The sequence below is a fragment of the Nitrincola iocasae genome, from assembly GCF_008727795.1.
Lineage (GTDB): Bacteria > Pseudomonadota > Gammaproteobacteria > Pseudomonadales > Balneatricaceae > Nitrincola > Nitrincola iocasae.
Map to the genome: position 1 here is coordinate 1830091 of NZ_CP044222.1, position 23024 is coordinate 1853114.

The window sequence follows — 23024 nt, forward strand, 5'->3', positions numbered from 1 at the left end:
TCAGGAAGTTGAAGCATGTGTGCTGGTTATACACGCCGCAATCTGTTGCTTGTCGTTACGGCAGGCACGGTATTAGTTAGCTCCACAGTAGGGGCTACAGAAGAAACAGTGGATGAGGCGCGAGTAGTTGATTCATCCCTTGCAACAGATTCGCACAAATTACCCTCTATACAGGTTGAAGCTGGAAGCTTTAATTCTCTGAATCAAGGAACGCAAACCTATGAACGATCTTTGATACAGGCGTTACCCAATGGTAATGGTGATATAACCAGCGTACTTAAGCTGAACCCCAGTGTACAGTTTGATGACACACAACTCAGCAGTAAGACGCCTGGGGAGATAGATCCCGCTAATATCAGTATCAATGGAGCTGTCTATTGGCAGAATCTATTTTTGTTGGATGGAATTTCCATCAATAATGATCTGGATCCAGTCAGTGATAATCCATTGAGTATGACCGATGTGCCAGGCCGTAGTCAGGGGGTAGCTCTGGACACGGATATAGTAGACAGTATTGAAGTGCTTGACAGTAACGTCAGTGCTGAATTTGGTGGTTTCAATGGCGGGGTCGTCAATGTGACGTCTCGAATACCAGCAAAGCGCTTTTCCGGAAAAATTTCCATACAACACACCAGTGATGCCTGGACACAATACCATATCGACACAAGTCAGCAGGCTGATATGGAGTCCTCGACTTCCGCTTCACTTCAGCCTGAGTTTAGTAAGTGGATAACACGTGCAACTCTGGAGGGCCCGGTAAATGATGAACTGGGATTACTATTCAGCTTTTCGCGCAAGCAATCAACCATACCTCTGAACCTCTATGATCCTGATACTTATGCAACCCCTATGGGTGGGGGGCGGAAAGACCAAGAACGTCAGATCGATAATTTTTTTGTTAAAACTCACTGGACACCAACAGAAAACCTGCTTATAGATGCCTCGCTTACGCATGCGCCGCAGGATAGTTTGTACTTTATCGCAAACGGAAAAGATACCGACACGCGCATAATATCCGGCGGCTATAGCGGGAGTATTAAAGTGGACTGGACACTGCAGCCGGGTCTACTTTCTCAGACCCTTGGTTTTAGTGACCTGGAAAACTCGCGTGAAACACTTACGGATTATTATCGAGGTTGGCGCTGGTCACCGGAAAAAAACTGGAGTAATCCACTGGCAACGGATGCAACACATACCAGTTCAGAAGGCAGTTGGGGCGATATAGAACAGAGTCAGCGCAGTTTCAGTTATAAAGCGAATATGGACTGGAATACCCTGTATACAGGGGATGTTGAACATCGCATCAAAACCGGTGTAGAGCTGGGTTGGCAGCAGGCTAATTATCAGCGTTCTGAGGATATGACCTATGGATCTTTGCTGGCGGCTACTTCAAGCTGCATAGAAACAGTCTGGTGCTCCATGAGTCCAACCCCCCGCTACAGTGGCAGCGGGCAGGCATTCCGACGCCTGAATGTCTATGAGGCCGGAGAAATTGAATATGAAACCACGCAATGGTCTGCTTATCTGGAGGATGCGCTGACATTTGGACGTTTACAGTTACGCCCCGGTGTTCGCTTTGATTCCGACAGTTTTATGGATGATGCGACTTGGTCGCCGCGCTTTGCTGCTGAATTGGATCTCTGGGGAGATAAGCGTACTCGTTTGAGCGTGGGTGCCAACCGTTATTATGGTCGTAATATGCATGCCTATCGTCTTAATGAAGGCCGGTCAGCATTAAAGTACGTTCTGAACCGTTCCAATGGCTCCCAGGAATGGGGTGATCCAGTACGCACCCTGAATAATACTCGCTTGAATGAATTGAAGTTGCCCTATGATGATGAGTTGATGCTGGGATTGGATCAGCAGGTTGCGGGTTATCAGTTGGCGCTGAAGTATGTTCACCGGGATGGCAAGGATCAGATAGTGCGCGTACGCAGTGGAACGCTTGGCCTTGAGCCAGGCTCTGGTGACCTGCTAGCAAACTACTATACCTACAGCAATCAGGGCAGCAGTACCAGTGATACGCTAACCTTTACGCTTTCGCCGATGGAGTCATTCCATTTTCGTGATACTGAACACCATTTTCAACTGGCTTTGGATTGGACGGATGTGACTCGCTCTCATCAGGATTACAGTACGACTATGAGTTCTACTGAGTATGATGATCCCTTCATTCGTTATGACGGCCGCTTTATGCGCTACTCGGAACGGCCTGCTGATAATTTTAACCGCCCCTGGACAGCCAGGTTAACGACAGTGTCCAGCCATCCAGCAAGTGGTCTGACCCTGACCAACTTCCTGCGTTATCGTGCCGGGTATCGTGCCATGGGGACAACTGGTGATCAGGTCGAATATCTGGGTGGGCTGGTTGATGTCTGGGAAGAGTATCAACATAAAGCGTCAGTTAACTGGGATATACGTCTGGGTTGGGAAAAGCACTTATCAGGAGCGTCGGCTGTGTTTGCTAACCTGGACGTGTACAACCTGCTTGACGAGGTGAATTTGGTGGCTATGAGTAACAGTGATGTACCGACCTATGAGACAGGTCGGCAGGTCTGGCTGGAGGTGGGGTACCGCTTCTGATGATTAAGCCGTTAAATTGGAAAACACCACTGCTAATTGCAGTGGTGTTTTTGATTATGTTGATCAAAAGCCGTTATCAAACCTCAAGCCAGGATGCGGAGCTGTCGCTGCGTCAGGCATACTCTGGAGCAGTTGACAGTTGGCCTGCACCTTGGGTGGATGCTGGGATAGAGTGGCAAGCATTGGCTGAAATACCTGCACTAGCGCCTGGTGATGAACACTTAATAGCCTTGGGTGAGCAGCTTTTTTTTGATCCCTTGCTGTCTGAATCTGGACAGATTGCCTGTGCATCCTGTCATGAACCCGAACTTGCTTTTGCTGACGCACGTAAGGTGTCCTTTGGGCATGAGCGTCAGGCGGGTCGACGCAATGCTCCTTCTATATTACTTAGTGGCCATTTTCAGGCGCAGTTCTGGGATGGAAGGGCTGCTAGCCTTGAAGCACAGGTGCTGATGCCTGTTCAAGATCCGGTTGAAATGGCTTTTACCTTGCCAGCCTTGCAACAACGTTTGCAAACTCATGCTACTTATCCTGCTGTGTTCGCCCAGGTGTCGGGCGAAACCACTATTTCTCTGGAAGTGGTCTCTCAGGCGCTCAGTGCCTATATCCGTAGCCTGCGTTGGCGATCAACAGCATTTGACCGCTTTATGCAGGGCGACTCGCAGGCACTGGATGATGTGGCCCTCCAAGGACTGCATTTATTTAGAACCAAAGCTCGTTGTATGAATTGCCATTATGGCGCGTTGATGTCAGATCAGCAGTACCATAATCTGGGACTCACATATTATGGTCGTCTTTATGAAGATCTTGGTCGCTATGCTGTAACTGGGCAGGTGAAAGATGTTGGTGCTTTCCGAACACCGAGCCTCAGGGGGGTCAGTCAGACCGGTCCGTGGATGCATAACGGTTTGTTTTCGTCACTGGAAGGCATATTGCGAATGTACAATGCTGGTATGCCCAGATCTCAACCCAGTGAGACTCAACAGCAAGATCCGCTGTTTCCAGAAACCTCGCATTTATTGCAGCCGCTAGGATTGTCTGACACAGAGATCCAGGCACTAAAGCATTTCCTTGACCAGCTCTAAGTTTGTTTTTGAAAATTCAATGTTGCAATAAATATTAACTAGAGTGATAATTGTTCTCATTAGTCTTACGTATATATATTAAGGCTTTATCATGTTTAGCCAGCCACCTGACTCTGTAAATCAGTTAGCCAGTCACAACATGCATTGTACACGTTGGCAATAGATGCTCCGGGTACAGCTTTGTCTTTGGTAACTAATAAATTTGGAGTGGTGAATGAAACGACTACGATTAAAGCTATTGGCGGCTTCAATCGCTTCTGTGACCGGTATGGCTGTTGCTGAAGAGGCCGTTCGGCTTGATAACATGGTTATCAGCGCCTCAGGCTTTGAACAGAAAATTGTTGATGCACCGGCTAGTATTACTGTGATCACACAAGAGGAGTTGGCAACAAAACCCTATATGACCTTACTGGATGCTGTGCGTGATGTCGAAGGGGTTGATGTTGGTGAAACCACTGACAAAACAGGGCAGGGAGGTATCAGTATACGCGGTATGGGTGCTGACTATACGCTGGTGTTGATTGATGGTCGGCGACAAAACAATGTTGGAGACCTCTACCCGAATAACTTTGGTGGTAACCAGTTTAATCATATTCCGCCACTGGACACGATTGAGCAAATTGAAGTGATTCGTGGTCCTATGTCAACGCTCTATGGCGCGGATGCACTGGGCGGTGTAATTAACATAATTACTAAAAAAATCTCTGATGAGTGGTCTGGTTCGATTACTCAAAGCCAAACATTTGAAGAAAATGATGATTTTGGTAATGACCGGACGACAGACTTCAGCGTATCCGGTCCGTTGATCGAAGGGCGCCTGGGGATTGGTCTGCGAGGTAGTCTGTATAACCGTGATGAGTCCAATCCTCAGTATGCTTCGGTGACGGATCCGGCAGGTACTGTTCATAATCGCAGCCTGGGTTTTGGTGGCGGGGGGCGTACAGTTGATAATGAAAATGAGAACCTCGGCATGAAGTTGAATTTTCGTATTGATGAGCGCCAGGATATTACCTTCGATTATGAAACCTCTACCCAAGTGTATGACAATACACCACGAGAAGATGGTTCTTACCCGCTGGGTACTAAAGATGAAGTGGGCTCTATTATGCGAGTCTCTGGTGGAGCGGTGCAGCCGCGTGTAGGCTATGCAGCCGATCAGGAGTTTACTCGTGAGCAGTTTTCTCTCCGTCATGAAGGACAATGGCGCTTTGGTAACAGCGATCTCAGCGTACATTATGTCGAAACCAACAATAATGGTCGTACCCTGCCTTTTACAGTACAAGAACGTGACCAGTTGCAGCAGATGTATGATGATAACGGGTCCAGCTGGGCCGGCATTGAAGACTTAGTCGAAGCGACATTTCTTCCGCGTCCCAAGCGGGTGATGGAAACACGGCAAACAACCTATGACGCTAAGTTTGATGCGTTGCTGGGCGAGCATTTGCTGGTGTTTGGTGGTCAGTATATCGATGCGGAAATGGAAGATGGTGTATTTGGTATGGATGGCGATGGCTTCCAATCAGGTACAGTGCAGCCTCACAAGCAGTGGGCGCTGTTCCTTGAGGATAACTGGGAGCCTTTGCAAGACCTGGTTCTGACCGGTGGTGTTCGCTATGACAATCACGAGGTATTTGGCAGCAATGTCAGCCCACGCCTCTACAGTGTCTGGCAAGCAAGTCGTGATTGGACCATCAAAGGCGGTGTAAGCACTGGTTACAAAACACCGAAAACCAGTGACTTGTTTCCCGGCATTACCGGTTTTGGTCGTCAGGGCACTATGCCGTTTGTCGGCACGCCGGATCTGCAGCCTGAAACCAGCGTGAATACCGAACTGGCTGTCTATTATACCCATCCGCAAGGGCATAATTTTAATGCCACCGTGTTCAGTAATAAGTTCAAAGATAAAATATCCAGTGGTGACAGCGTTCCAAACTGTGAAGTATCAGCCGTTCCCGGCTGTGTCGATATAGGGGGTGGTTGGGCTGACCTGGGCTTTACTGAGTTCTCTCAGAAGCAAAATATTGACCGAGCGGATATTACCGGTCTGGAGCTTGCCGGACGCTATTGGATAACCCCTTCCTGGTCGATTCGGGGCAATTACACCCTGACAGACTCAGAGCAGAAGAGTGGCGATCAGGCTGGGCAGCCGTTAACAGGCACGGCCAGGCACATGCTGAATGCGACGTTGGACTGGAAGGTGAACCCCGACTTGAATCTTTACTTGTCGATGGAGGCCCGTTCCAAGCGTTACCGCGGCTGGGATGAGGATACGGATTCAGCACTTCATTACGAAGACTATGAAATTTTTCATTTGGGTGGTTCCTACCGTGTCGGCAAAAACCTGACGATCCAGGCGCGTGTAAACAACTTGCTAAATGAAGATTTCACTACTTACCAAACCAGCTTTGCCGATAATGGCGATGGAACCTATACGCCAACTTACAGGGATGATTACAACATAAAGGCAAAATCAAGAAACTTCTGGTTGTCAGCTAACCTGAGTTTTTGATCCGCCACGTCAACGGCGTAAACCTACTAGTCTTTTAGCCACTCCAACCGGAGTGGCTTTTTTATGTACAGGACGTACGGTATGCCGCGGGCGCATGGATGCGCAGGAGCGGCGCATGTACAGGACGTACGGGCAGAAAACTGCTCCTGCGTTTTCTGCATACACGCCATCCTTGGCGCTATATGCCGCGGGCGCATGGGGTTAAAACTGTAAATTATTGTAAATATTATCATTACGCATTGCTGCATTGATGAGTTTTTCCGGATAATGCGCCTGGTGTCTCAAGGGAAGTAAACTATGTCTCAAGCTAAATCATCTTTATCTGTCTGGCGTTGGCTGTTGTTGGCTGCGGTAATTGCAGGCGGTACTACAGGTTATTACCTGTTGTATCACACCTCGGCTGATACGCCGGTGGCTTATGCAACCGTATCCAGCGGTACGATAGAAAATATCGTGACGGCTACAGGACGGTTACAACCTAGAGAATATGTCGATGTTGGGGCTCAGGTCTCAGGGCAACTGGTTGAAATTCATGTCAATGTCGGCGATCAGGTTGAGGAAGGTCAGTTGCTGGCCGAAATTGACTCCACAGTTTACCTGGCCAATGTTGAAGGAACGCGCGCTCAGTTGCGTAATTTACAAGCGCAGATGATCGATAAGCGGGCGCAGCTGGAATTGGCGGATATACAGTTCCGTCGTCAGAAACGGTTGGTCGAGACACGCATGACCTCGGAAGAGTCTTTACAGATTGCTGAGGCTACCCAACGTTCAGCTGCTGCCCAGGTGCAGGCACTTACGGCGCAAATTGAGCAGACGGCCTCCTCATTACGGGCTGAAGAAGCGCGGTTAAACTACTCACAGATCTATGCACCTATGTCTGGCACAGTTGTTGAGGTGGTTGCACGCAAAGGACAAACGCTCAACGCGACTCAACAGACACCCACTATTTTACAGATTGCTGATCTTTCGGTGATGACTGTGCAGGCTCAGGTATCAGAAGCGGATGTAAACCGTCTCAAAAAGGGAATGGATGCTTACTTTACAACGCTCGGGGATCAAAACCGCCGTTGGTCCGGGCAACTGCGCCGTATTGAACCGACGCCCCAGGTTGAAAATAATGTGGTGCTCTATAACGCCTTGTTTGATGTTGAAAATGATCAAGGTGCCTTATTCCCGCAAATGACAGCACAGGTTTTTTTCATTATTGATCGGGCTGAAGAGGTCAGGGTACTGCCAGTTGGCGCACTGAATAACCGTTCTTCTATGCCTTCGCCAGGTTCTCGACAGGGTGATCGCCGTGCTGAAGTTATGCTGGTGACGGCTACAGGCGAAAGCCAACGTCGCGAGGTAACTACCGGGCTATCCAATCGTGTACAGATTGAAATTGTTGAAGGGCTGGAGCTGGGGGACCGGGTTGAAATGCCAGGCGCTGTTATGGCCGCTACCAATCGTCCACGGCCTGCTGAGGGTCCGATGAGGATGCCCAGATGACAGCGCCAGTTACTCCTGTTATTGAACTGCGCGACATTTATCGGACCTTCCGTAATGGTGATGAGGATGTGGATGTCCTTAAAGGCGTGAGCCTCACTATTCTGCCGGGTGAGTTCGTGGCTATTGTGGGTGCATCCGGTTCCGGTAAATCGACGCTAATGAATTTGTTGGGGTGTCTGGATAGGCCAACCAGGGGGCAGTACCTTTTCAATGGTCAGGATGTGTCGGCACTTAGCAAGGATGAATTGGCCGCGTTACGACGCGATGCATTTGGGTTCGTGTTTCAGAGCTATAACCTTCTGCCAGGTGGAACGGCGCGCGAAAATGTTGAAGTGCCGGCGGTCTATGCCGGAGTCTCCAGGCTCGAGCGTCACCGGCGAGCCGAGGCGCTGTTGACACGCCTGGGGCTGGCAGACCGTTTGGGACATCAACCAGGGCAGTTGTCCGGTGGCCAGCAGCAACGGGTGTCAATTGCCCGCGCCTTGATGAATGGCGGACAGGTCATTCTGGCTGATGAACCGACCGGTGCATTAGATAGCCATACCGGTGAAGAGGTTATGGCGCTGTTTGCGGAACTGGCCGCACAGGGGCATACACTAATTTTGATTACCCATGATGCCAAGGTGGCCGCACATGCCGATCGGGTAATCGAAATCAGTGATGGGGTAATTATGGCGGATCAGGGGCCATCACTTTCCCAGTATGAGCAACGAACACCGATTACGGCGACATCTTTGAACACCCGTCCTGGTAATTTTTTCACCAATCTGGGTGAAGCGCTACGTATGTCATTAAGTGCATTGACCGGGAATTTGTTTCGTACAGTGTTGACCCTGCTAGGTATCGTAATAGGTGTCGCCTCCGTTATCACAATGCTGGCGATTGGTGATGGCGCGCGCCAGTCCATTGTCGACCGGATCAGCTCGATGGGGAGTAACTTGTTATTGGTGCGTCCGGGGGCGCCCAATCAGCGCGGCTGGGGCACCACTACCCTGATTCCTGAAGATGCTTATGCTGTGAGCGAGCTGCCCGGTATTGTCGCTGCTATTCCGGAGCAAAGCGGTACGGTGACGCTGCGAGCAGGGGGGCGGGATCATAGCTCCGAAGTGATGGCAACTTCGTCGGCTTTTTCTGCTGTGCGAAGTTGGCCAGTGGAGTATGGCAGTTTTTTTACTCGTGAAGATGAACTGGATTTCGCCAGTGTGGCGGTGCTGGGACAAACGGCGGCTAAGGCAGTTTTTCCAGACCAGGATCCGCTTGGGCAGTATGTCATGGTCGACAATGTGTTGTTTCTGGTGATCGGTGTGATAAGTTCCCGAGGCGCTTCTCCCATGGGGCGTGATGAAGATGACGTGATCATCGTACCGTTTGAAAGCGGTGGCGTGAGGCTATTGGGCCGTCGTTATTTACGTACCATGACGGTTGCCGTTGCCAGTGATGCTGACATTTATGCCGCGCAGCAGGCGGTGCAAGACCTGTTGTTAAGGCGTCACGGCGTGGAAGATTTTCAGATACGTAATATGGAATCGATTATCGAGTCTGTCACAGAAACTCAGAATACCATGACCCTGTTGTTAGGTTCGATTGCCGCGATTTCGTTGTTGGTCGGCGGGATAGGGGTCATGAATATCATGTTGGTATCCGTCACCGAGCGTACGCGGGAAATCGGTGTGCGCATGGCTACGGGGGCCAGAACCGGCAATATTATGCAGCAGTTTTTGACTGAGGCGGTATTGGTGTCTGCGCTGGGTGGTGTGTTGGGTGTCTTGATCGGGCTATCAGTGACGCTGATGCTGGAAAAGCTGGGCACCGATGTTGCATTTAGCGCCATGCCGGTGATGTTGGCATTTGGCTGTGCATTTATGACTGGGTTGGTCTTTGGTTATCTTCCTGCGCGCAAGGCCGCGCATCTTGATCCGGTGGTTGCACTCGCATCCGAGTGATCTATAAGTCATTTTTACAAAACTTTACAGCAATTGATTAATAACATTGTTGACAATAATTATCATTAACATTAAATTGTTGATTATTAATCGATATGTATTCAGCTGAATTGAGTTCTCAGGAGATGCTTCGCATATGAATAAACGCTGGTTGTTTGGCCTTGGCTTTTTATTAAGTTGCAGCCTTCCGGTAATAGCCGAAGAAAACGTAACAATTGAAGTTACGCTACCGGCAGTTGAAGGGCCGATGTACTACCGTCCTTACGTGGCTGTTTGGATTGAAAATGACCAGGGTGAAGCGATTAAAAACCTGGCGCTTTGGAGTAAAGAACCGGATTGGTTAAAGGATATGCGCCGCTGGTGGCGTAAAAGCGGTCGCTATGGCGGTAGTGACATCGATGCGGTTTCCGGTGCAACCAGACGCCCTGGTACCTACGAGCTGACCTGGGATGGCAAGAATGCCGAAGGGAATGCCGTTCCCGCAGGACGTTACAGCGTTCATTTGGAAGCGGCTCGTGAACATGGTAGTCGCAGTTGGGTGCATACAGAGATAGAGCTGGGTCAGGGGCAAAAAAATTACACTATTGAAGCCAGTGAAGAGTTAGGAACTATTCAGATCACCACAGGAGTTACGCAATGAAAGCGGTAAAAAAGATGGCCGGAGCGGCCGCAATTACATTGGCTTTGGCAAGTGCCGGTGCTGTAGCGCATCCGCTATGGATGCTACCGAGCGAATTTAACCTCTCAACTGATGAAGGGCATTGGATCACTGTTGATGCTACCGCGTCACATGGTGTTTTCAGCTTTGATAAGCCGGTCAGTTTGAATAATGTGACCATCTATCTTCCGAGTGGCGAGCGCCAGCGCATGGGTTCTTATTACAAGGGACAGCGTCGTAGCGTTTTTGATCTGCAGTTAAACGATCTAGGGACCTACAAGGTTGAGCTGCGTACACCTGAACGTTACATGACTCGTTACGTCGTAGGGGGTCGTGATACGCAACGCCGCATTATGGCCAATAAACAGCAAGCGGCTGCTCAGTTACCTGATGATGCGCGTGATGTAGTCACCATGGCAATGCAAAACGTTAGTGTGTTCTACGTGTCTCAGAAAGCCCCAACCCAGGAAGTGCTTGCCGTTACTGGCCAGGGGTTTGAAATGGATGCGATCACCCACCCAAGTGATATTGTTGTGGGAGAATCAGCCACTTTCCGTTTTACCTTTAATGGTGAACCTTTAGTCGACGCACCGGTTGAAGTCGTGCCTCACGGTACCGCTTATCGTTCTTCACGTCAGCAAATTGATCTTGTCACCGATGCCGAAGGGCGAGTTAGCTTTGCTCCCGAAATGGCGGGTCCACACCTGTTATCTGCCAATGTGCGTTTTGACGGTGATGGTGTCCTTGCCGATGAAGTGGGGGTGAACTTCCTGTTTTCATTTGAAGCGATTCCGGAATGATACAGGGAGATCGAATGAACAAGTTAGCCTTGAGTTTGGGACTGCTTCTGCTGAGTTCACAGTCGGCATGGGCGCACTATCCTTATATGGACTGCGTCCGTGAAGGTGAAGGGATACGCTGTGATATTGGTTACAGCGATGGAAGTTTTGCCACAGGAAGCGATGTTGTTATCTATGACTATGATGAACAAGAGCTCGACAGGGTCACGTCCGATGAGCACTCCAGTGTCTATTTTGACTTGCCGGAAGGGGAGTTTTTTATTCAGTTTGATGCTGGGCATGAAGACCCAGCCGAATTTGATTATGTGGAACTGCAGTAATGTCTGATGTGTCCGTTGCTTCAGTTATAGAAACGGTGTTGCCGGACGATGGAAAGCGTGAGTCCCTGTGGGTCTGGCTGTTGATATCGGCGATGTTACTACTTGGGGCGCTGGGGATTTGGTTGCGCCAGGAAGTCGTACCAGAGCGGACTCATGTGTCTCTAAACCCGGTACAGTCTCAACAGCTAATGGCCTTATCTATCGCCAGAGAGGAAATACTGTTTCTGGCTGAAAAACCCTGGCCTGCTCCGGAAAGTCTGGAGCAACTTGGTCTCGACCTGTTTGCATCATCTGCTAGCCAGGACTGGCATCAGCCTGGCGATGACTGTTACCAATGGATCTCCCGACAGCATGATGGTGACTTTTTGTTACGTATTTCGGACGGTGTGATTTTCTATCATCCTGGAGAGGCAGGGCTGCTATCAAGTTGTACTCCGGATGAGCATTGGACGTTAATGGAAAATTGATCTTATGAAAAAATCCCTTTTGTTGTGTGTTTTGCTGTTTATTTCTACGCTGGCGTCTGCTGAAAAATTAGTGGTGGGAGTCACTCTGCATCCTTATTACAGTTATGTCAGTAAAGTGGCGGGTGACCGAGCTGAGGTGATGCCGCTTATCGCCGGTGGTTTTAATCCGCACAGTTATGAATTGCAACCCGCTGACCTGACTAGGCTATTACGTATGGATGCGTTGGTGGTTAACGGTATAGGGCATGATGAGTTTGTTATGCATGCCTTGGAAGGTTTGGAGTTACCCAGGCTGACAGTGATTCAAGCCAACAAGGATTTGCCCTTGCTGTCTTCCGGTGGGGGAAGTAACAGTTACAACCCTCACACCTTTGTTTCCATTGATGCCGCCATACGCCAGATTTACACCATTGCCCGTGAACTTGGGAATCTGGATCCGGACAATGCTGATTACTTTCAGGCGAATGCGCTGAGCTATGCGCGCGAATTAAGGGCAATGAAAAACCGCTATCTAAGTGAAATTCTGGAACTGGATCTGACCGGGGTGCGTATCGCCAGCACCCACAATGCGTATGGATACCTGTTGCAGGAATTTGGTATCGGTATTGATACCGTGATTGAGCCAGCGCATGGTGTCGAGCCCAATGCCACCCAGTTACAGGATACCATTGACCGGATTCGTACGGCCAATATCCGCGTGCTCTTCACCGAGCTGGATATGGAAAACCGTTATGTAACCGTGATTGAAGAGGTGACCGGTATCGGTATTTACCATTTCTCGCACATGACCTATGGCGACTATGATGTGGACATGGTATCCAGAGAGATGGAGCATAACCTGTCCACGCTGGCTAAGGCTCTGAAAATAGCTGTGTCCGCGCCATGAAAATCAAAGGACCCGCTGTTGAACTGATCAACCTGTCGCTGCAACTCAATCGGGTGATACTGCTTGAGCCACTCAGTGCACATTTCAAACCCGGTCGGATGCATGCAATAACCGGACCCAATGGAGCTGGCAAGTCGTCACTGATCAAGTGTCTGTTGGGGTTGATGCCACATTCAGGGCAGATTCGGCGACATTGGCCAGGTCGTCCCGGAAACATTGCCTATGTGCCCCAGCAAACGGCCTTTGAACCCTCATTACCGGTAACAATTGAAGAGTTTATGTTGACATCAGTGACGCGCTGGCCGATGTTTTTCAAGCGTAAAGTCGCTGAACAGCAACGTATTAGTCGGTTATTGCAGCGGGTCGGTCTGGAAAACAAGCAGCATTTACGTCTCGGGCAGCTCTCGGGTGGTGAGCGTCAGCGGCTTTTGTTTGCGCAGGCCTTGGAGCGAGACAGTCATCTATGGTGTATCGATGAACCTATGACCGGCCTGGACCAGTCAGGTCAATCGCTGATGACTGCTGAAATGATCAGGTTGCGTGATCAGGGCGCAACGCTTTTCGTGGTGCATCATGATATGGACTGGATCAAACGTCATGCTGATGAGCTATGGGTCATTGAAGACGGTCTTAAGCATCATGAGTTGCTGTGTCAGCCCAGCCGACTTCAGGCCGTTGAGTCGGCTGACATTGAAGAGGTGTTTGCCTAATGGAAGCACTTCGTCAATTGACTTTTACCCTGTATGAATCCGGCTATCTGCCGGAAATGTTCCAGTATAGCTTTCTGACCAATGCCTTGGTGGCGGCCTGTATCATGGGCCCGTTGCTGGGAGCTCTAGGACCGCTGGTGGTGGTTAAACGCCTGGCGTTTTTTTCTGAAGCGGTAGGGCATGGTGCGCTGACAGGTGTCGCTATCGGCATTTTGCTGGGCGAGCCAGTTACTCAACCACTGGTGGCACTGTTTTGTTTTTGCACCCTGTTTGCCTTGCTGCTGCATTGGATTAAAAGCCGAACACAAATCCCTTATGATGCCTTGGTGGGGGTGTTTCTGTCGTTTGCCATCGCACTCGGTGCCGCTTTACTGCTTTATGTAGCCAAGCGTGTGAACGTACATATTCTCGAAAATGTGTTGTTCGGCTCCATCCTGACGGTACGGGATATGGATATACTGGTACTGTTGGTCATCGCGGCGTTTTCTATCGGTTTGCTGTTGTATTCAGGTAACCGGGCGTTGCTCGCCAGTTTGTCACCTGATCTGGCGCGTACCCGTGGTGTGCCTGTCCGCCTCTATGATTATGCCTTTGTATTACTGATTGCCTTAGTTACCGTCGCCTCGGTCAAAGTTGTCGGCGCGATATTGGTAGGAGCGCTGTTACTCATACCGGCAACGGCTGCACGCCTGATCAGCCGTAATGGCCGAGAGTTTTTCTGGTATTCAGTCGTGTTTTCAACCTTCAGTTGCCTGCTGGGTATTTTGTTACCCATGGCAGGCACCTTGCCGATTCCTTCCGGTGCCGCAATCGTGATGATTGCCTCTGCCTGTTTTATTATTGCTTTGGGAATACGTCGATGGAGAAGTATACAATGAAATCTTTCTGGTCACTGATCACGCTGATAACCTTGCTGATACCTTTTTCTGTGCAAGCAGCCGAAGGTCGGGTGGTCAGTGTTGCACCGGTTGCACACTTGATTGCTGCTGAACTGTTGCAGGAAACCGGCATAGATACAGAGTTTCTGGCTCCCGCGCGTTTACCGATTAACCGCATTCCTGGCTGGCTTCGCCAGGTCGATGCTAGCGAACTGGAATCAGCCGATGTGGTACTGACGATTGAGTCGGTATGGCCGTCGTTGCAGCTTTACCCCTTAATGCGCTCTGTCTCTATTCAGGTCGTACCCATTGATCTGGCAACCGAGCTGGCTCCAGGGGGTGCGCGCGTGTTGATGCATCCGGATGCGGGGGAGAGTGAATATTTCTGGTTGGATTTAAATAACCTGACCCAAATGATTAATGTGGCAGCCAAGGATCTGGCGCGTGTCTGGCCGGAAGAGTCAGGTACTATTGAGCGTAACCGTTTTGACCTTCAGCGCGCTATTCAGCGCACCCAGATACGCATTGACGGCTACCTGCTAGCGCGTGAGTTTGAGACTCTCAGCCTGGCTGATGAACGATTGATGCCCTTGGCCCAGTCTCTGGGTATGCCTATCAGTGAGACTGGCAATAACCTGCGTTTGAGTATGGCTGCAGGCGAAGATCAGCATCCTGAATGGCTGATTGATCCACTGCATCGTGTGGGTGCTGATTCTATCAAGGATTGGCTGATCACGCTGGAAACAGGGCTTCAGGCTGACTAGAGATGAGGATGTCTGCTTCAACTTCTGTTTCAACGACCTTACCCAAGGTCAATCGCTGGGTACGCTGGCTGCATATATACAGTGCGGCACCGGTATTATTGTCGATGCTGTTTTTTGCCATTACCGGTTTTTTTCTGAATCATCCAGACTTGCCGCTGGGTGAAACGCGTACCAAGCAGCTCGAACTTGAAATACCTGCCGCCATCGCCGCGCAGGACTGGCAGGCTAACAAAACACTCTATAGCCTCAGCATTCTTGGCTGGTTGGATGAGTCGCACGCTATTCGAGGCGTCAAAATAGAGATCGAATGGGAAGAGTCAGATGATCTGTTGATGATCGTTTTGGAAGGTCCAAACGCCAGCCAAACGATTGAGGTATTTCCGGAAGAAGGCCTGGTGGATGTTTTCACACTGTCCTTGCCTGTGATGCATATGCTCAACAATCTGCATCGAGTAAAAAGTGTCAGCGAAAGCTGGCGTTTGTTTTCGGATATTTCTGCGATTCTTATGCTGATTTTCTGCCTGACGGGGCTCTGGCTGTTGTTTGTAAACAAACTTCAGCGTGTTGCCTCTGTGACCTGGGTGACGCTGGGTAGTGGTGTATTCATGACTATCATTTATTTAATGCATTAACGATGACGATGACTGCCGCGCTGATGCAAAAAACAGCCTTCTGGCTAGCCAGCCATCTGGCACGCCTACTTTGGCTGGTATTAGGAGTCGCAGTACTGCTGCTGGGTGTGCTATTGCAACTCAGATTGGAAGGGCGGCTGAATCTTGAGGTAAACCCCACACTACAGATAGAAACCTTCGGTGTCCTGGGTAGGCATTGGTTGGGGCACTTGCACACCCTGTCTATCGTCGGACTTGAGGGGCACATTACCCATCTGTTCACCGTCACGGAAATGCGGGTATTGAACATCCTGCAGCAACTGTTCCGCCTGGGCGTGGTGTTTTTGTCGCTGGTCTTACTGTTGCTGTGTATGGCTGATTATCGCCGCTATTGGCGCCATATACTGCTGATGGTGGTGTTTCTGATCGTCATGCAGACCACCCAGCTGTTTTTTCTGCTGGGCTCAGGTACCACAACACCGGTGATGGATGTCACTAAATTATCACTCGTGCTGTTGCTCAGTCTTTGGGCTCGGCCTTATCTGCAGTTACATGATTCGGCCAGCAAGCCATTCCTGATTGCCTATGCCAGCCAGACCGGCAGTGCCAAGCAACTGGCAACTCAATTGCATCAATCTATATGCAGTCAGGCCGACCTGCGCTGCTTGTCAAAACTGACGCCTCAGTGTCTGAGTCAATATGATGCGATAGGCTTTGTGGTCAGCACCTGTGGCAAGGGTGAAGCGCCGGATTCAGCGATTTCCTTTATGCATTCAATGCAGTCGCTGTCACCTCACACTCGGCTAGCCGATTTCAGTGTGCTGGCTTTGGGGGATCGGCACTATGCTGATTTTTGCGCATTCGGCTACCGGCTAGAGCAACTTCTGACGGAAAAAGGGATGCGCTGCATTGCCCCCTTGGTTGCAGTGGATCAAATGGACCTGACGGCAGTAAATAGCTGGTGGGAAAGCATATCTGTCTATCTGGGTCAGGAGTCCCAGTCCATAGAGATAGATTATGAACAGTTTGATGTGCTGCAGAATCACTGCTTGAATCCGGCGCAGTCATACCGTCACGTACACCATCTGCGCTTGGCTAAACAGGGTCTGGCGTATCAGCCAGGTGATGTATTGGCAGTAAAACCACGCATACAACAAGCGACATTGCTATCACGCCTATCGAAACAAGGCTGGGCCGCAGATACACAGGTGATCTATCAGGGAGAACCAGTGTTATTGCTGGATCTTTTACAACGACTCGACTGGACCGACCAGGTGGCTGAAGACCCGCAGCAGTTGATCGATCAACTCAAGCCGATCCATGAACGCCTCTATTCCATAGCCTCCTGTGAGCAGGGACAAGTAGACCTGCTGGTGCGCCAGCATATCAGGGCTGACGCCAGTGTTGGCAATGCATCTGGCTATCTCTGTAGCTTGGCAACAGGGGACCAGGTAGAAGCCAGTGTTCGGGCACATCCCGGGTTTCGTTTACCCGGCGATGTACCTTTGATTTTGATTGGTGCCGGCACCGGGATTGCTCCGTTTATCGGTTTTCTGGCTCAAAAGCAGCAATGGCAATCCAAAACGGGCAATTGGCTGTTTTTTGGCGAGCAGTTCTCCCAGCAGGATGCCTATTTTGCCGATGAACTGACCCGCTTCCAGGAAGCACGAATACTGACACGCCTTGATTGCGCCTGGTCACGCGAAGCAGGGGAGTATGTACAGGACAGGTTGCGTCTGCATCATCTGGCATTGCATGAATGGGTGGTGCAGAAAGGCGCACATGTGTTTGTTTGTGGCAGTCAGTCAGGTTTTGGCGAGTCGGTTTTGCGGGTGTTAGAGGAGATTTTTCCGGATGAGGAGCTGGCGGGGCGGTTGCATACAGATTTGTATTGATGCAAGACTGAGAAATGTTGGTGCCACACAGGGTAGTGGTATTGCTTTGGTGTGATGCGTTGGGCTGGGCTTGTACCTTGCTGGGGTGGTGGTATCGCTTTGGTGGGACACGCTTTTCGTCATCCTGACCGCTCGGCTGCCGCCTTCCCTGGCGGCAGGCGGTCCCACCAAAGCGATACCACCACCCCCGCTGAAACCCTGTGCCAGTTTTAAGCCGACTTTATGCTGGCACCCAAGTTGGTGAGGGCTGATGGGATCGGAGCTGGCTGACCCTGTGCGCCAGGGACGGCGCACTGGAGCCCCCAGGGATGGGTTCACGGCGTGTCAGCCAGATCCGATCCCATTAGCCCATTAGCCCATTAGCCCATTAGCCCTCGACCCTAGGCACATCATGTTAGGTGAAAGGTTGTTTGTTATAGTGTAACATTCGCCATATTCCCTGATGTTCTGATGAACCGACACGCTTTTTAACCGAGACATCTTATGACTGCCAGCCCCAAAAAAACACTTATACCTGTAACCCTGCTGACCGGTTTTCTCGGCAGTGGAAAAACCACCTTACTGAACCAACTAGTACAGCAGCCTGAGTTTTCCGATGCGTTGATCATCATTAACGAGTTTGGTGAGATGTCGCTCGATCATATGCTGGTAGCACATTCCACTGAGAATGTAATCATGGAAATGGGTAACGGCTGTCTCTGCTGTACCATTCGTGGTGATCTGGTGAAGACACTTCGAGATATTACCTGGCGTTTTTCGCGTGGGGGAGAGCGTCATTTCAGTCGTGTGTTAATTGAAACTACCGGATTGGCAGATCCAGCACCTATTCTGCATACCTTGATGACCCACCCGCAAATTGCGTCGCGGTACCGCTTGGATGGTGTGGTGACCTTAGTGGACGCCTGCGCCGGGCAACATACACTCGATCAGCACCCCGAAGCCATTAAGCAAGCGGCTGTGGCTGATGTGTTGCTGCTGTCAAAGCAGGACCTGGTTACGGATCAGGACTATCAGTTACTGCAACAACGTCTGCGTAAAATCAATCCCGCTGCACCTCAGTGGTCGGTGAGTCAGGGGGAGGCGAGTGCTGAAAAATTACTGGATCTGGGACTTTTCTCATCCTCTGGAAAAACAGCTGATGTCGAGCGTTGGCTGCGTGAAGAGGCGTTTGCTGATACACCTCACGTTGATAAAACACCTTCCCACTGTGGCCACGAACACCATCACGGCCATGACCATGACCATCATCATGATGTGAATCGCCATGATGATCATATTCGCGCTTTCTGCTTTGCTATTGAGACGCCGTTAACCGAACAGCAGTTAACCACCTGGTTAGAAGTGCTGATGAGCTTTATGGGTGAAAACATCCTGCGGGTTAAAGGCATACTGAATATTAAGGATCAGGACAGGCCGCTGGTTATTCATGGCGTACAACATATTTTTCATCCACCCGTGCCGCTTCCAGCCTGGCCAACTGAGGATCGTCGTTCCCGGTTGGTGTTTATTACCCGGGATATAGGGCGTGAGACAGTGGAAGGGGCTTTGAAGGCCTTGACGGGTATTGAGGGCTGAGGTTTTTAACTATATATCTGAAAGGTGAAAGGGCCAGATGAATGCATCTGCCCCCCCCCCCCCCCCGATTATCGGCGATCACTTAAACTGAAGCTAACGGGTAAGGTGATTACCAGTTGATTAGCACTGATGCTGGATGGAAAGGCTGGTAAAGGGGCTGCCCGTTCCAACATCTCCAGAACTTCACGATCCAGTAAGTTATGGCCGCTGCTATTAACTATACGCGCATTCAGTATCTCTCCGCTGCGATTCAGCGTAAATTCAACTTCTGCAACACCTTCCCGACGTTGACGCCGTGCCATCATGGGGTAGCGTTTATGCTGTCCAAGGTAATGACTTAGTTGGATAAAATAATTTGCTTCTGCGGCCGGATCGCCACCGGTATCGATGACTTCATCACTACCTTGTGTATGCGCACCGGCTGTGCTCGCCTGGCTGGTGTTTTCGTCAGCCTCGTTGTCACTATCACCTGACTGGTCCGATGCAACCTCTGCAACTCTATCGGCCTGTACCGGGTTGGGTTGTGGTGCCGGTTGAGGTCTGGGCTGTGGCACAGGTTCTGGCTTTGGCTCAGGAACTGGTTCTGGCTCAGGAACTGGTTCTGGCTCAGGCTCGGGAATAGTCTCAGGTTCTGGTTCAGGAATGGGTTCCGGCTCAGGTTCTGGAATGGGTTCTGGCTCCGGTATAGGTTCTGGCTCGGGTTCAGGAATGGGTTCAGGTTCCGGAATAGGATCGGGCTCGGGTTCAACCGGTGTGTCAGCTTGGGGATCTGGGGTTTCCAACGGCTCTTCAAACTCATCAGTGGTGGCCGCTGATGCAGCTTCGGATTCGGCGGCATCCATAAGGTCACCGGCAGCGGCAAGGCTGACACTCACACCAGCCAACCCAGGCTGTATGGCGTTGTCAGCAGGAGGCTCGCGGTTGAGTATCCAGGCCAATACCAGGCTCAAATGCAGGAGTAGCGCAATTATAAACGCGATAATGCCGTGGCGTTTTGTCAAAGTCATGAGGCTGTGCTTGTCTGGCGGGTATAGAGGGTAATCTGTTTCATGCCGGTTTCAGTCAGCAATTGCAGTAAGGGTTTAAGACGCGAGGCGGTAGCCTGTGCATCAATTTTCAGGGCTAACTGAACCTGAGCGCTTTCCTCAGCAAGAGAGCTAAGTTCCTCTCTGAGCGCTTCGGGGGTAATCAACTGATTATTGAGCGCAAGGGCGCCATCCGCATCCATCAGCAATTCATATTCGAGCGTTACGGTGGGGGCCTGCACTTCTGAACTGGGAGGCATGACCTGAAGAGCATCCGTTGCCGTAATCTGACCGGCAAGCATAAAAAAAATCAGCATCAGAAACACAATGTTAATCAGCGGAATGACATTATCTTCATTACCGCTACTAGACGGCTTTGCAGGGAACAGTTTCATCACTAACGGTCCGTATTCAGTGAGACGCCCTCGGCACCCAGGCGCTTGAGACGGTCAAGGGTTGAAACTATCTGTTGCACGTCGGCCTCATCGGCAGTGAACAGAATGACAGCGGCATCGGTGTGATCAGCCAGAAGCAGTTTGAGTGATGCATCTTCATCTGCAGTAAATGTCTGTTGCAGTGCACTCAGCTCTCCTTCCGCATTCAATTTGATCAGTAGGGGCGGCGTATCATTGCTGCGGCTGCTGGACTGGGACGGGGCTGAAACAGCCAGTTCCATGTTGTGCCATTTAATAAAACTGGATGTCAGCATAAAAAACAGCAGCAGAATGAAAACCACATCGATCAAGGGGGTCAGGCTTAAGGGTTTGCGCCGTTTCCCCGATTGAAGATTAAGCTGCATTAATGGCTCCATCTGCAGTTTTCCAGTCTTCGCCGGATTTCTGTGACTGTTGAGTCGCGCCGGGAATGTACGGATCTAAGCAGTTGCGAGTGAACACACTGGTAATCAGAATTTCCATATCATGTGCAATACGTTCTGTTTTGCGCTCTAATGTGCTGTGAGCCAGAAACACGGGAATGGCTACGATAAGGCCAGCAGCCGTGGTCAGCAGTGCTTGCCAGATACCGCCAGATAGTACGCTGGGATCGACCTGGTTGCCTGCTAGTTCCATTTGCTGAAACGCTACGATCATACCCAATACTGTTCCCAGAAGACCTAGCAGTGGGCTTAGGTTGGCAATGACTTCGAGCGGGCGCAGAAATGAACGCAGGTTTTCCATCTCTATAGAAGCTAATCGACTAAGTTCTTCGCGTAGCTGTGGTGTATCACCTTTTTGATGTACCCCGCGCATGGCTGTACCGATCAGGCGAGGAAGTGCCTGGCGGCTGGAATTCAACTGCTCAATAGCTAAGGATTGTTTCCCCTGGTTCCAGCTCGTTAGTGCATTGAGTGTTTTTCGCTTGCCACCTGCGCCAGTGACTGACAGTTGCCAGAATTTCAATAATATCAGTGTCAGTGCGAATACAGAGAAAACACAGAGTATCCAGACAACGGGTCCGCCTACATCTAGAAGATTGACGAGTGTATCCAACTGACTGGGTGCGGGTTCAGCCACAGAGGGGAGCAGAGTGCTATCCAGCAACTCTGGAGCACTCAATAGATCCGGCGTTGTCAGGGGATCGAGGATTTGCGTTGTCAAAGGATCCATGTCCGGGGTTGCCAGAGTCTCAGATGTTTCCAGTGGTAATTCTGTGGTTTCCATAGTCACTCGCAATCTTGGTCATTAGTGTCATACGAATGATAAACGTTACCATTACAATTTTCAAACCCAGAGTAAGGGTATTTATGCATAATAGGAAATGTGAACGGGGATGAGTTAGGGCCGATAGATCTAAAGGAGGCTATCGGCCATGAGAATATGAAAGGAAATTAAGGGTTAAGTTGAGCGGCAGCTTCCAGTGTATTTTCCATCAGACTTGCCACAGTCATGGGGCCAACGCCACCGGGAACGGGGGTGATCCATGCGGCGCGTTCAGCAGCTGGCGTATACTCAATATCGCCGACAACACTGCCATCTTCCAGTCTGTTGATACCCACATCAATAACGATTGCACCCGGCTTAATCCAGTCACCCTTGACTATGCCTGGTTTACCAACACCGACGACGACTATATCGGCACGTCTTACGTGGGCTTCCAAATCGCGGGTAAAGCGGTGTGTAGTAGTTGTGGTACAACCTGCCAGCAGTAGTTCAAGCGTCATAGGGCGTCCGACAATGTTAGACGCGCCTACAATAACGGCTTCCTGTCCGTACAGGTCAACACCAGTAGACTTCAGTAACGTCATAATACCCTTGGGTGTGCAGGGGCGTAGTGCCGGGATGCGCTGTGCCAACCGGCCCAGGTTGAAAGCATGAAAGCCATCAACGTCTTTATCCGGGCGAATACGTTCAATGATGGCGGTAGTGTCGAGCTGTTCAGGTAGGGGGAGTTGTACCAGAATACCATCGGTACCAGGGTCTGCGTTTAGCGTGTCAATCAGCTCTATCAGTGCTTGTTGGGTGATGTCTGAGGATAATTCGTAGGCCGTTGACTCAATGCCTACATCTTTACAGGCCTGTTTTTTATGCTTGACGTAGATGTGTGAGGCGGGGTCTGCTCCTACCAGTACCACAGCAAGGCAGGGCGGACGTTTGCCTTCGGCATTGCGTTTGTCTATATCCGCTTTGACCTGGTGACGTACTTGTTGTGCAATTTGTTTACCATCGATAATTTGCGCGCTCATTGTCGGAAAAGGGCCCCAGAGTTGAATCATAAAATAGCGGATAGTTTCTCATAAAAGCAGCACGGCATAAATACGAACTCTACTTATGTGTAAACGACACACTGACTAATAACGCTTTTTACGCTAAATTTAAATTTAGTC

21 protein-coding genes are annotated in these 23024 nt (G+C 50.3%); 16 read left to right on the top strand and 5 right to left on the bottom strand.

The window, feature by feature from the left end:
• The first annotated feature begins 15 nt into the window (after window positions 1-15).
• The 16 genes from F5I99_RS08440 (at window position 16) to F5I99_RS08515 (ending at window position 19175) form a co-directional block, all read left to right on the top strand.
• Window positions 16-2583, top strand: a complete 2568-nt coding sequence (locus F5I99_RS08440) for a TonB-dependent receptor plug domain-containing protein (protein WP_151054970.1) — start codon at window positions 16-18, stop codon at window positions 2581-2583.
• Window positions 2583-3668, top strand: coding sequence for a cytochrome-c peroxidase (locus tag F5I99_RS08445; protein WP_151054972.1), 1086 nt, complete (start codon window positions 2583-2585; stop codon window positions 3666-3668). The genes F5I99_RS08440 and F5I99_RS08445 overlap by 1 nt, the downstream gene beginning before the upstream one ends.
• Before the next feature lie 214 nt (window positions 3669-3882).
• Window positions 3883-6177, top strand: a complete 2295-nt coding sequence (locus F5I99_RS08450) for a TonB-dependent receptor domain-containing protein (RefSeq protein WP_151054975.1) — start codon at window positions 3883-3885, stop codon at window positions 6175-6177.
• Window positions 6178-6474: 297 nt separating this feature from the next.
• Window positions 6475-7668: an efflux RND transporter periplasmic adaptor subunit gene (locus F5I99_RS08455; RefSeq protein ID WP_151054977.1), complete on the top strand. Its 1194-nt coding sequence runs from the start codon at window positions 6475-6477 to the stop codon at window positions 7666-7668.
• A complete protein-coding gene (locus F5I99_RS08460) occupies window positions 7665-9611 on the top strand; it encodes a MacB family efflux pump subunit (RefSeq protein WP_151054979.1) in 1947 nt (648 codons plus the stop codon). Before F5I99_RS08455 ends, F5I99_RS08460 begins: the two co-directional genes overlap by 4 nt.
• Before the next feature lie 136 nt (window positions 9612-9747).
• Window positions 9748-10251: a DUF2271 domain-containing protein gene (locus F5I99_RS08465; protein ID WP_151054982.1), complete on the top strand. Its 504-nt coding sequence runs from the start codon at window positions 9748-9750 to the stop codon at window positions 10249-10251.
• Window positions 10248-11069, top strand: coding sequence for a DUF4198 domain-containing protein (locus F5I99_RS08470; protein ID WP_151054984.1), 822 nt, complete (start codon window positions 10248-10250; stop codon window positions 11067-11069). Before F5I99_RS08465 ends, F5I99_RS08470 begins: the two co-directional genes overlap by 4 nt.
• A gap of 14 nt (window positions 11070-11083) precedes the next feature.
• Window positions 11084-11389 carry a hypothetical protein gene (locus F5I99_RS08475; protein WP_151054987.1) on the top strand — a complete coding sequence of 102 codons (306 nt, stop codon included), beginning with the start codon at window positions 11084-11086 and terminating at the stop codon, window positions 11387-11389.
• Window positions 11389-11856: a hypothetical protein gene (locus F5I99_RS08480; protein ID WP_151054990.1), complete on the top strand. Its 468-nt coding sequence runs from the start codon at window positions 11389-11391 to the stop codon at window positions 11854-11856. Before F5I99_RS08475 ends, F5I99_RS08480 begins: the two co-directional genes overlap by 1 nt.
• 4 nt (window positions 11857-11860) lie before the next feature.
• Complete coding sequence (locus F5I99_RS08485) at window positions 11861-12742, top strand: metal ABC transporter solute-binding protein, Zn/Mn family (RefSeq protein ID WP_151054993.1); 882 nt, start codon at window positions 11861-11863, stop codon at window positions 12740-12742.
• Window positions 12739-13452: a metal ABC transporter ATP-binding protein gene (locus tag F5I99_RS08490; protein ID WP_151054995.1), complete on the top strand. Its 714-nt coding sequence runs from the start codon at window positions 12739-12741 to the stop codon at window positions 13450-13452. The genes F5I99_RS08485 and F5I99_RS08490 overlap by 4 nt, the downstream gene beginning before the upstream one ends.
• Window positions 13452-14330 carry a metal ABC transporter permease gene (locus F5I99_RS08495; RefSeq protein ID WP_151054998.1) on the top strand — a complete coding sequence of 293 codons (879 nt, stop codon included), beginning with the start codon at window positions 13452-13454 and terminating at the stop codon, window positions 14328-14330. Before F5I99_RS08490 ends, F5I99_RS08495 begins: the two co-directional genes overlap by 1 nt.
• On the top strand, window positions 14327-15094 hold the full coding sequence (locus tag F5I99_RS08500; protein WP_151055001.1) for a hypothetical protein: 768 nt from the start codon (window positions 14327-14329) through the stop codon (window positions 15092-15094). Before F5I99_RS08495 ends, F5I99_RS08500 begins: the two co-directional genes overlap by 4 nt.
• Window positions 15095-15102: 8 nt before the next feature.
• Window positions 15103-15726: a PepSY-associated TM helix domain-containing protein gene (locus F5I99_RS08505; protein ID WP_191905988.1), complete on the top strand. Its 624-nt coding sequence runs from the start codon at window positions 15103-15105 to the stop codon at window positions 15724-15726.
• A 2-nt stretch (window positions 15727-15728) separates the two neighbouring features.
• Window positions 15729-17600, top strand: a complete 1872-nt coding sequence (locus tag F5I99_RS08510; protein WP_151055007.1) for a flavodoxin domain-containing protein — start codon at window positions 15729-15731, stop codon at window positions 17598-17600.
• 483 nt (window positions 17601-18083) lie between these two features.
• A complete protein-coding gene (locus tag F5I99_RS08515; protein ID WP_151055009.1) occupies window positions 18084-19175 on the top strand; it encodes a CobW family GTP-binding protein in 1092 nt (363 codons plus the stop codon).
• Between the two features lie 68 nt (window positions 19176-19243).
• Here the strand turns inward: F5I99_RS08515 and F5I99_RS08520 are convergent, their stop codons facing one another.
• The 5 genes from F5I99_RS08520 to folD form a co-directional block, all read right to left on the bottom strand.
• A complete protein-coding gene (locus F5I99_RS08520) occupies window positions 19244-20182 on the bottom strand; it encodes an energy transducer TonB (RefSeq protein WP_151055012.1) in 939 nt (312 codons plus the stop codon).
• A complete protein-coding gene (locus F5I99_RS08525) occupies window positions 20179-20595 on the bottom strand; it encodes an ExbD/TolR family protein (protein ID WP_151055014.1) in 417 nt (138 codons plus the stop codon). Before F5I99_RS08525 ends, F5I99_RS08520 begins: the two co-directional genes overlap by 4 nt.
• A gap of 2 nt (window positions 20596-20597) precedes the next feature.
• Window positions 20598-20999 (bottom strand): ExbD/TolR family protein, encoded by a 402-nt coding sequence (locus F5I99_RS08530; RefSeq protein WP_191905989.1) that lies wholly within the window; start codon window positions 20997-20999, stop codon window positions 20598-20600.
• Complete coding sequence (locus F5I99_RS08535) at window positions 20989-21861, bottom strand: MotA/TolQ/ExbB proton channel family protein (RefSeq protein ID WP_225307600.1); 873 nt, start codon at window positions 21859-21861, stop codon at window positions 20989-20991. Before F5I99_RS08535 ends, F5I99_RS08530 begins: the two co-directional genes overlap by 11 nt.
• 167 nt (window positions 21862-22028) lie before the next feature.
• A complete protein-coding gene (gene folD / locus F5I99_RS08540; protein WP_151055019.1) occupies window positions 22029-22883 on the bottom strand; it encodes a bifunctional methylenetetrahydrofolate dehydrogenase/methenyltetrahydrofolate cyclohydrolase FolD in 855 nt (284 codons plus the stop codon).
• Window positions 22884-23024: the final 141 nt, after the last annotated feature.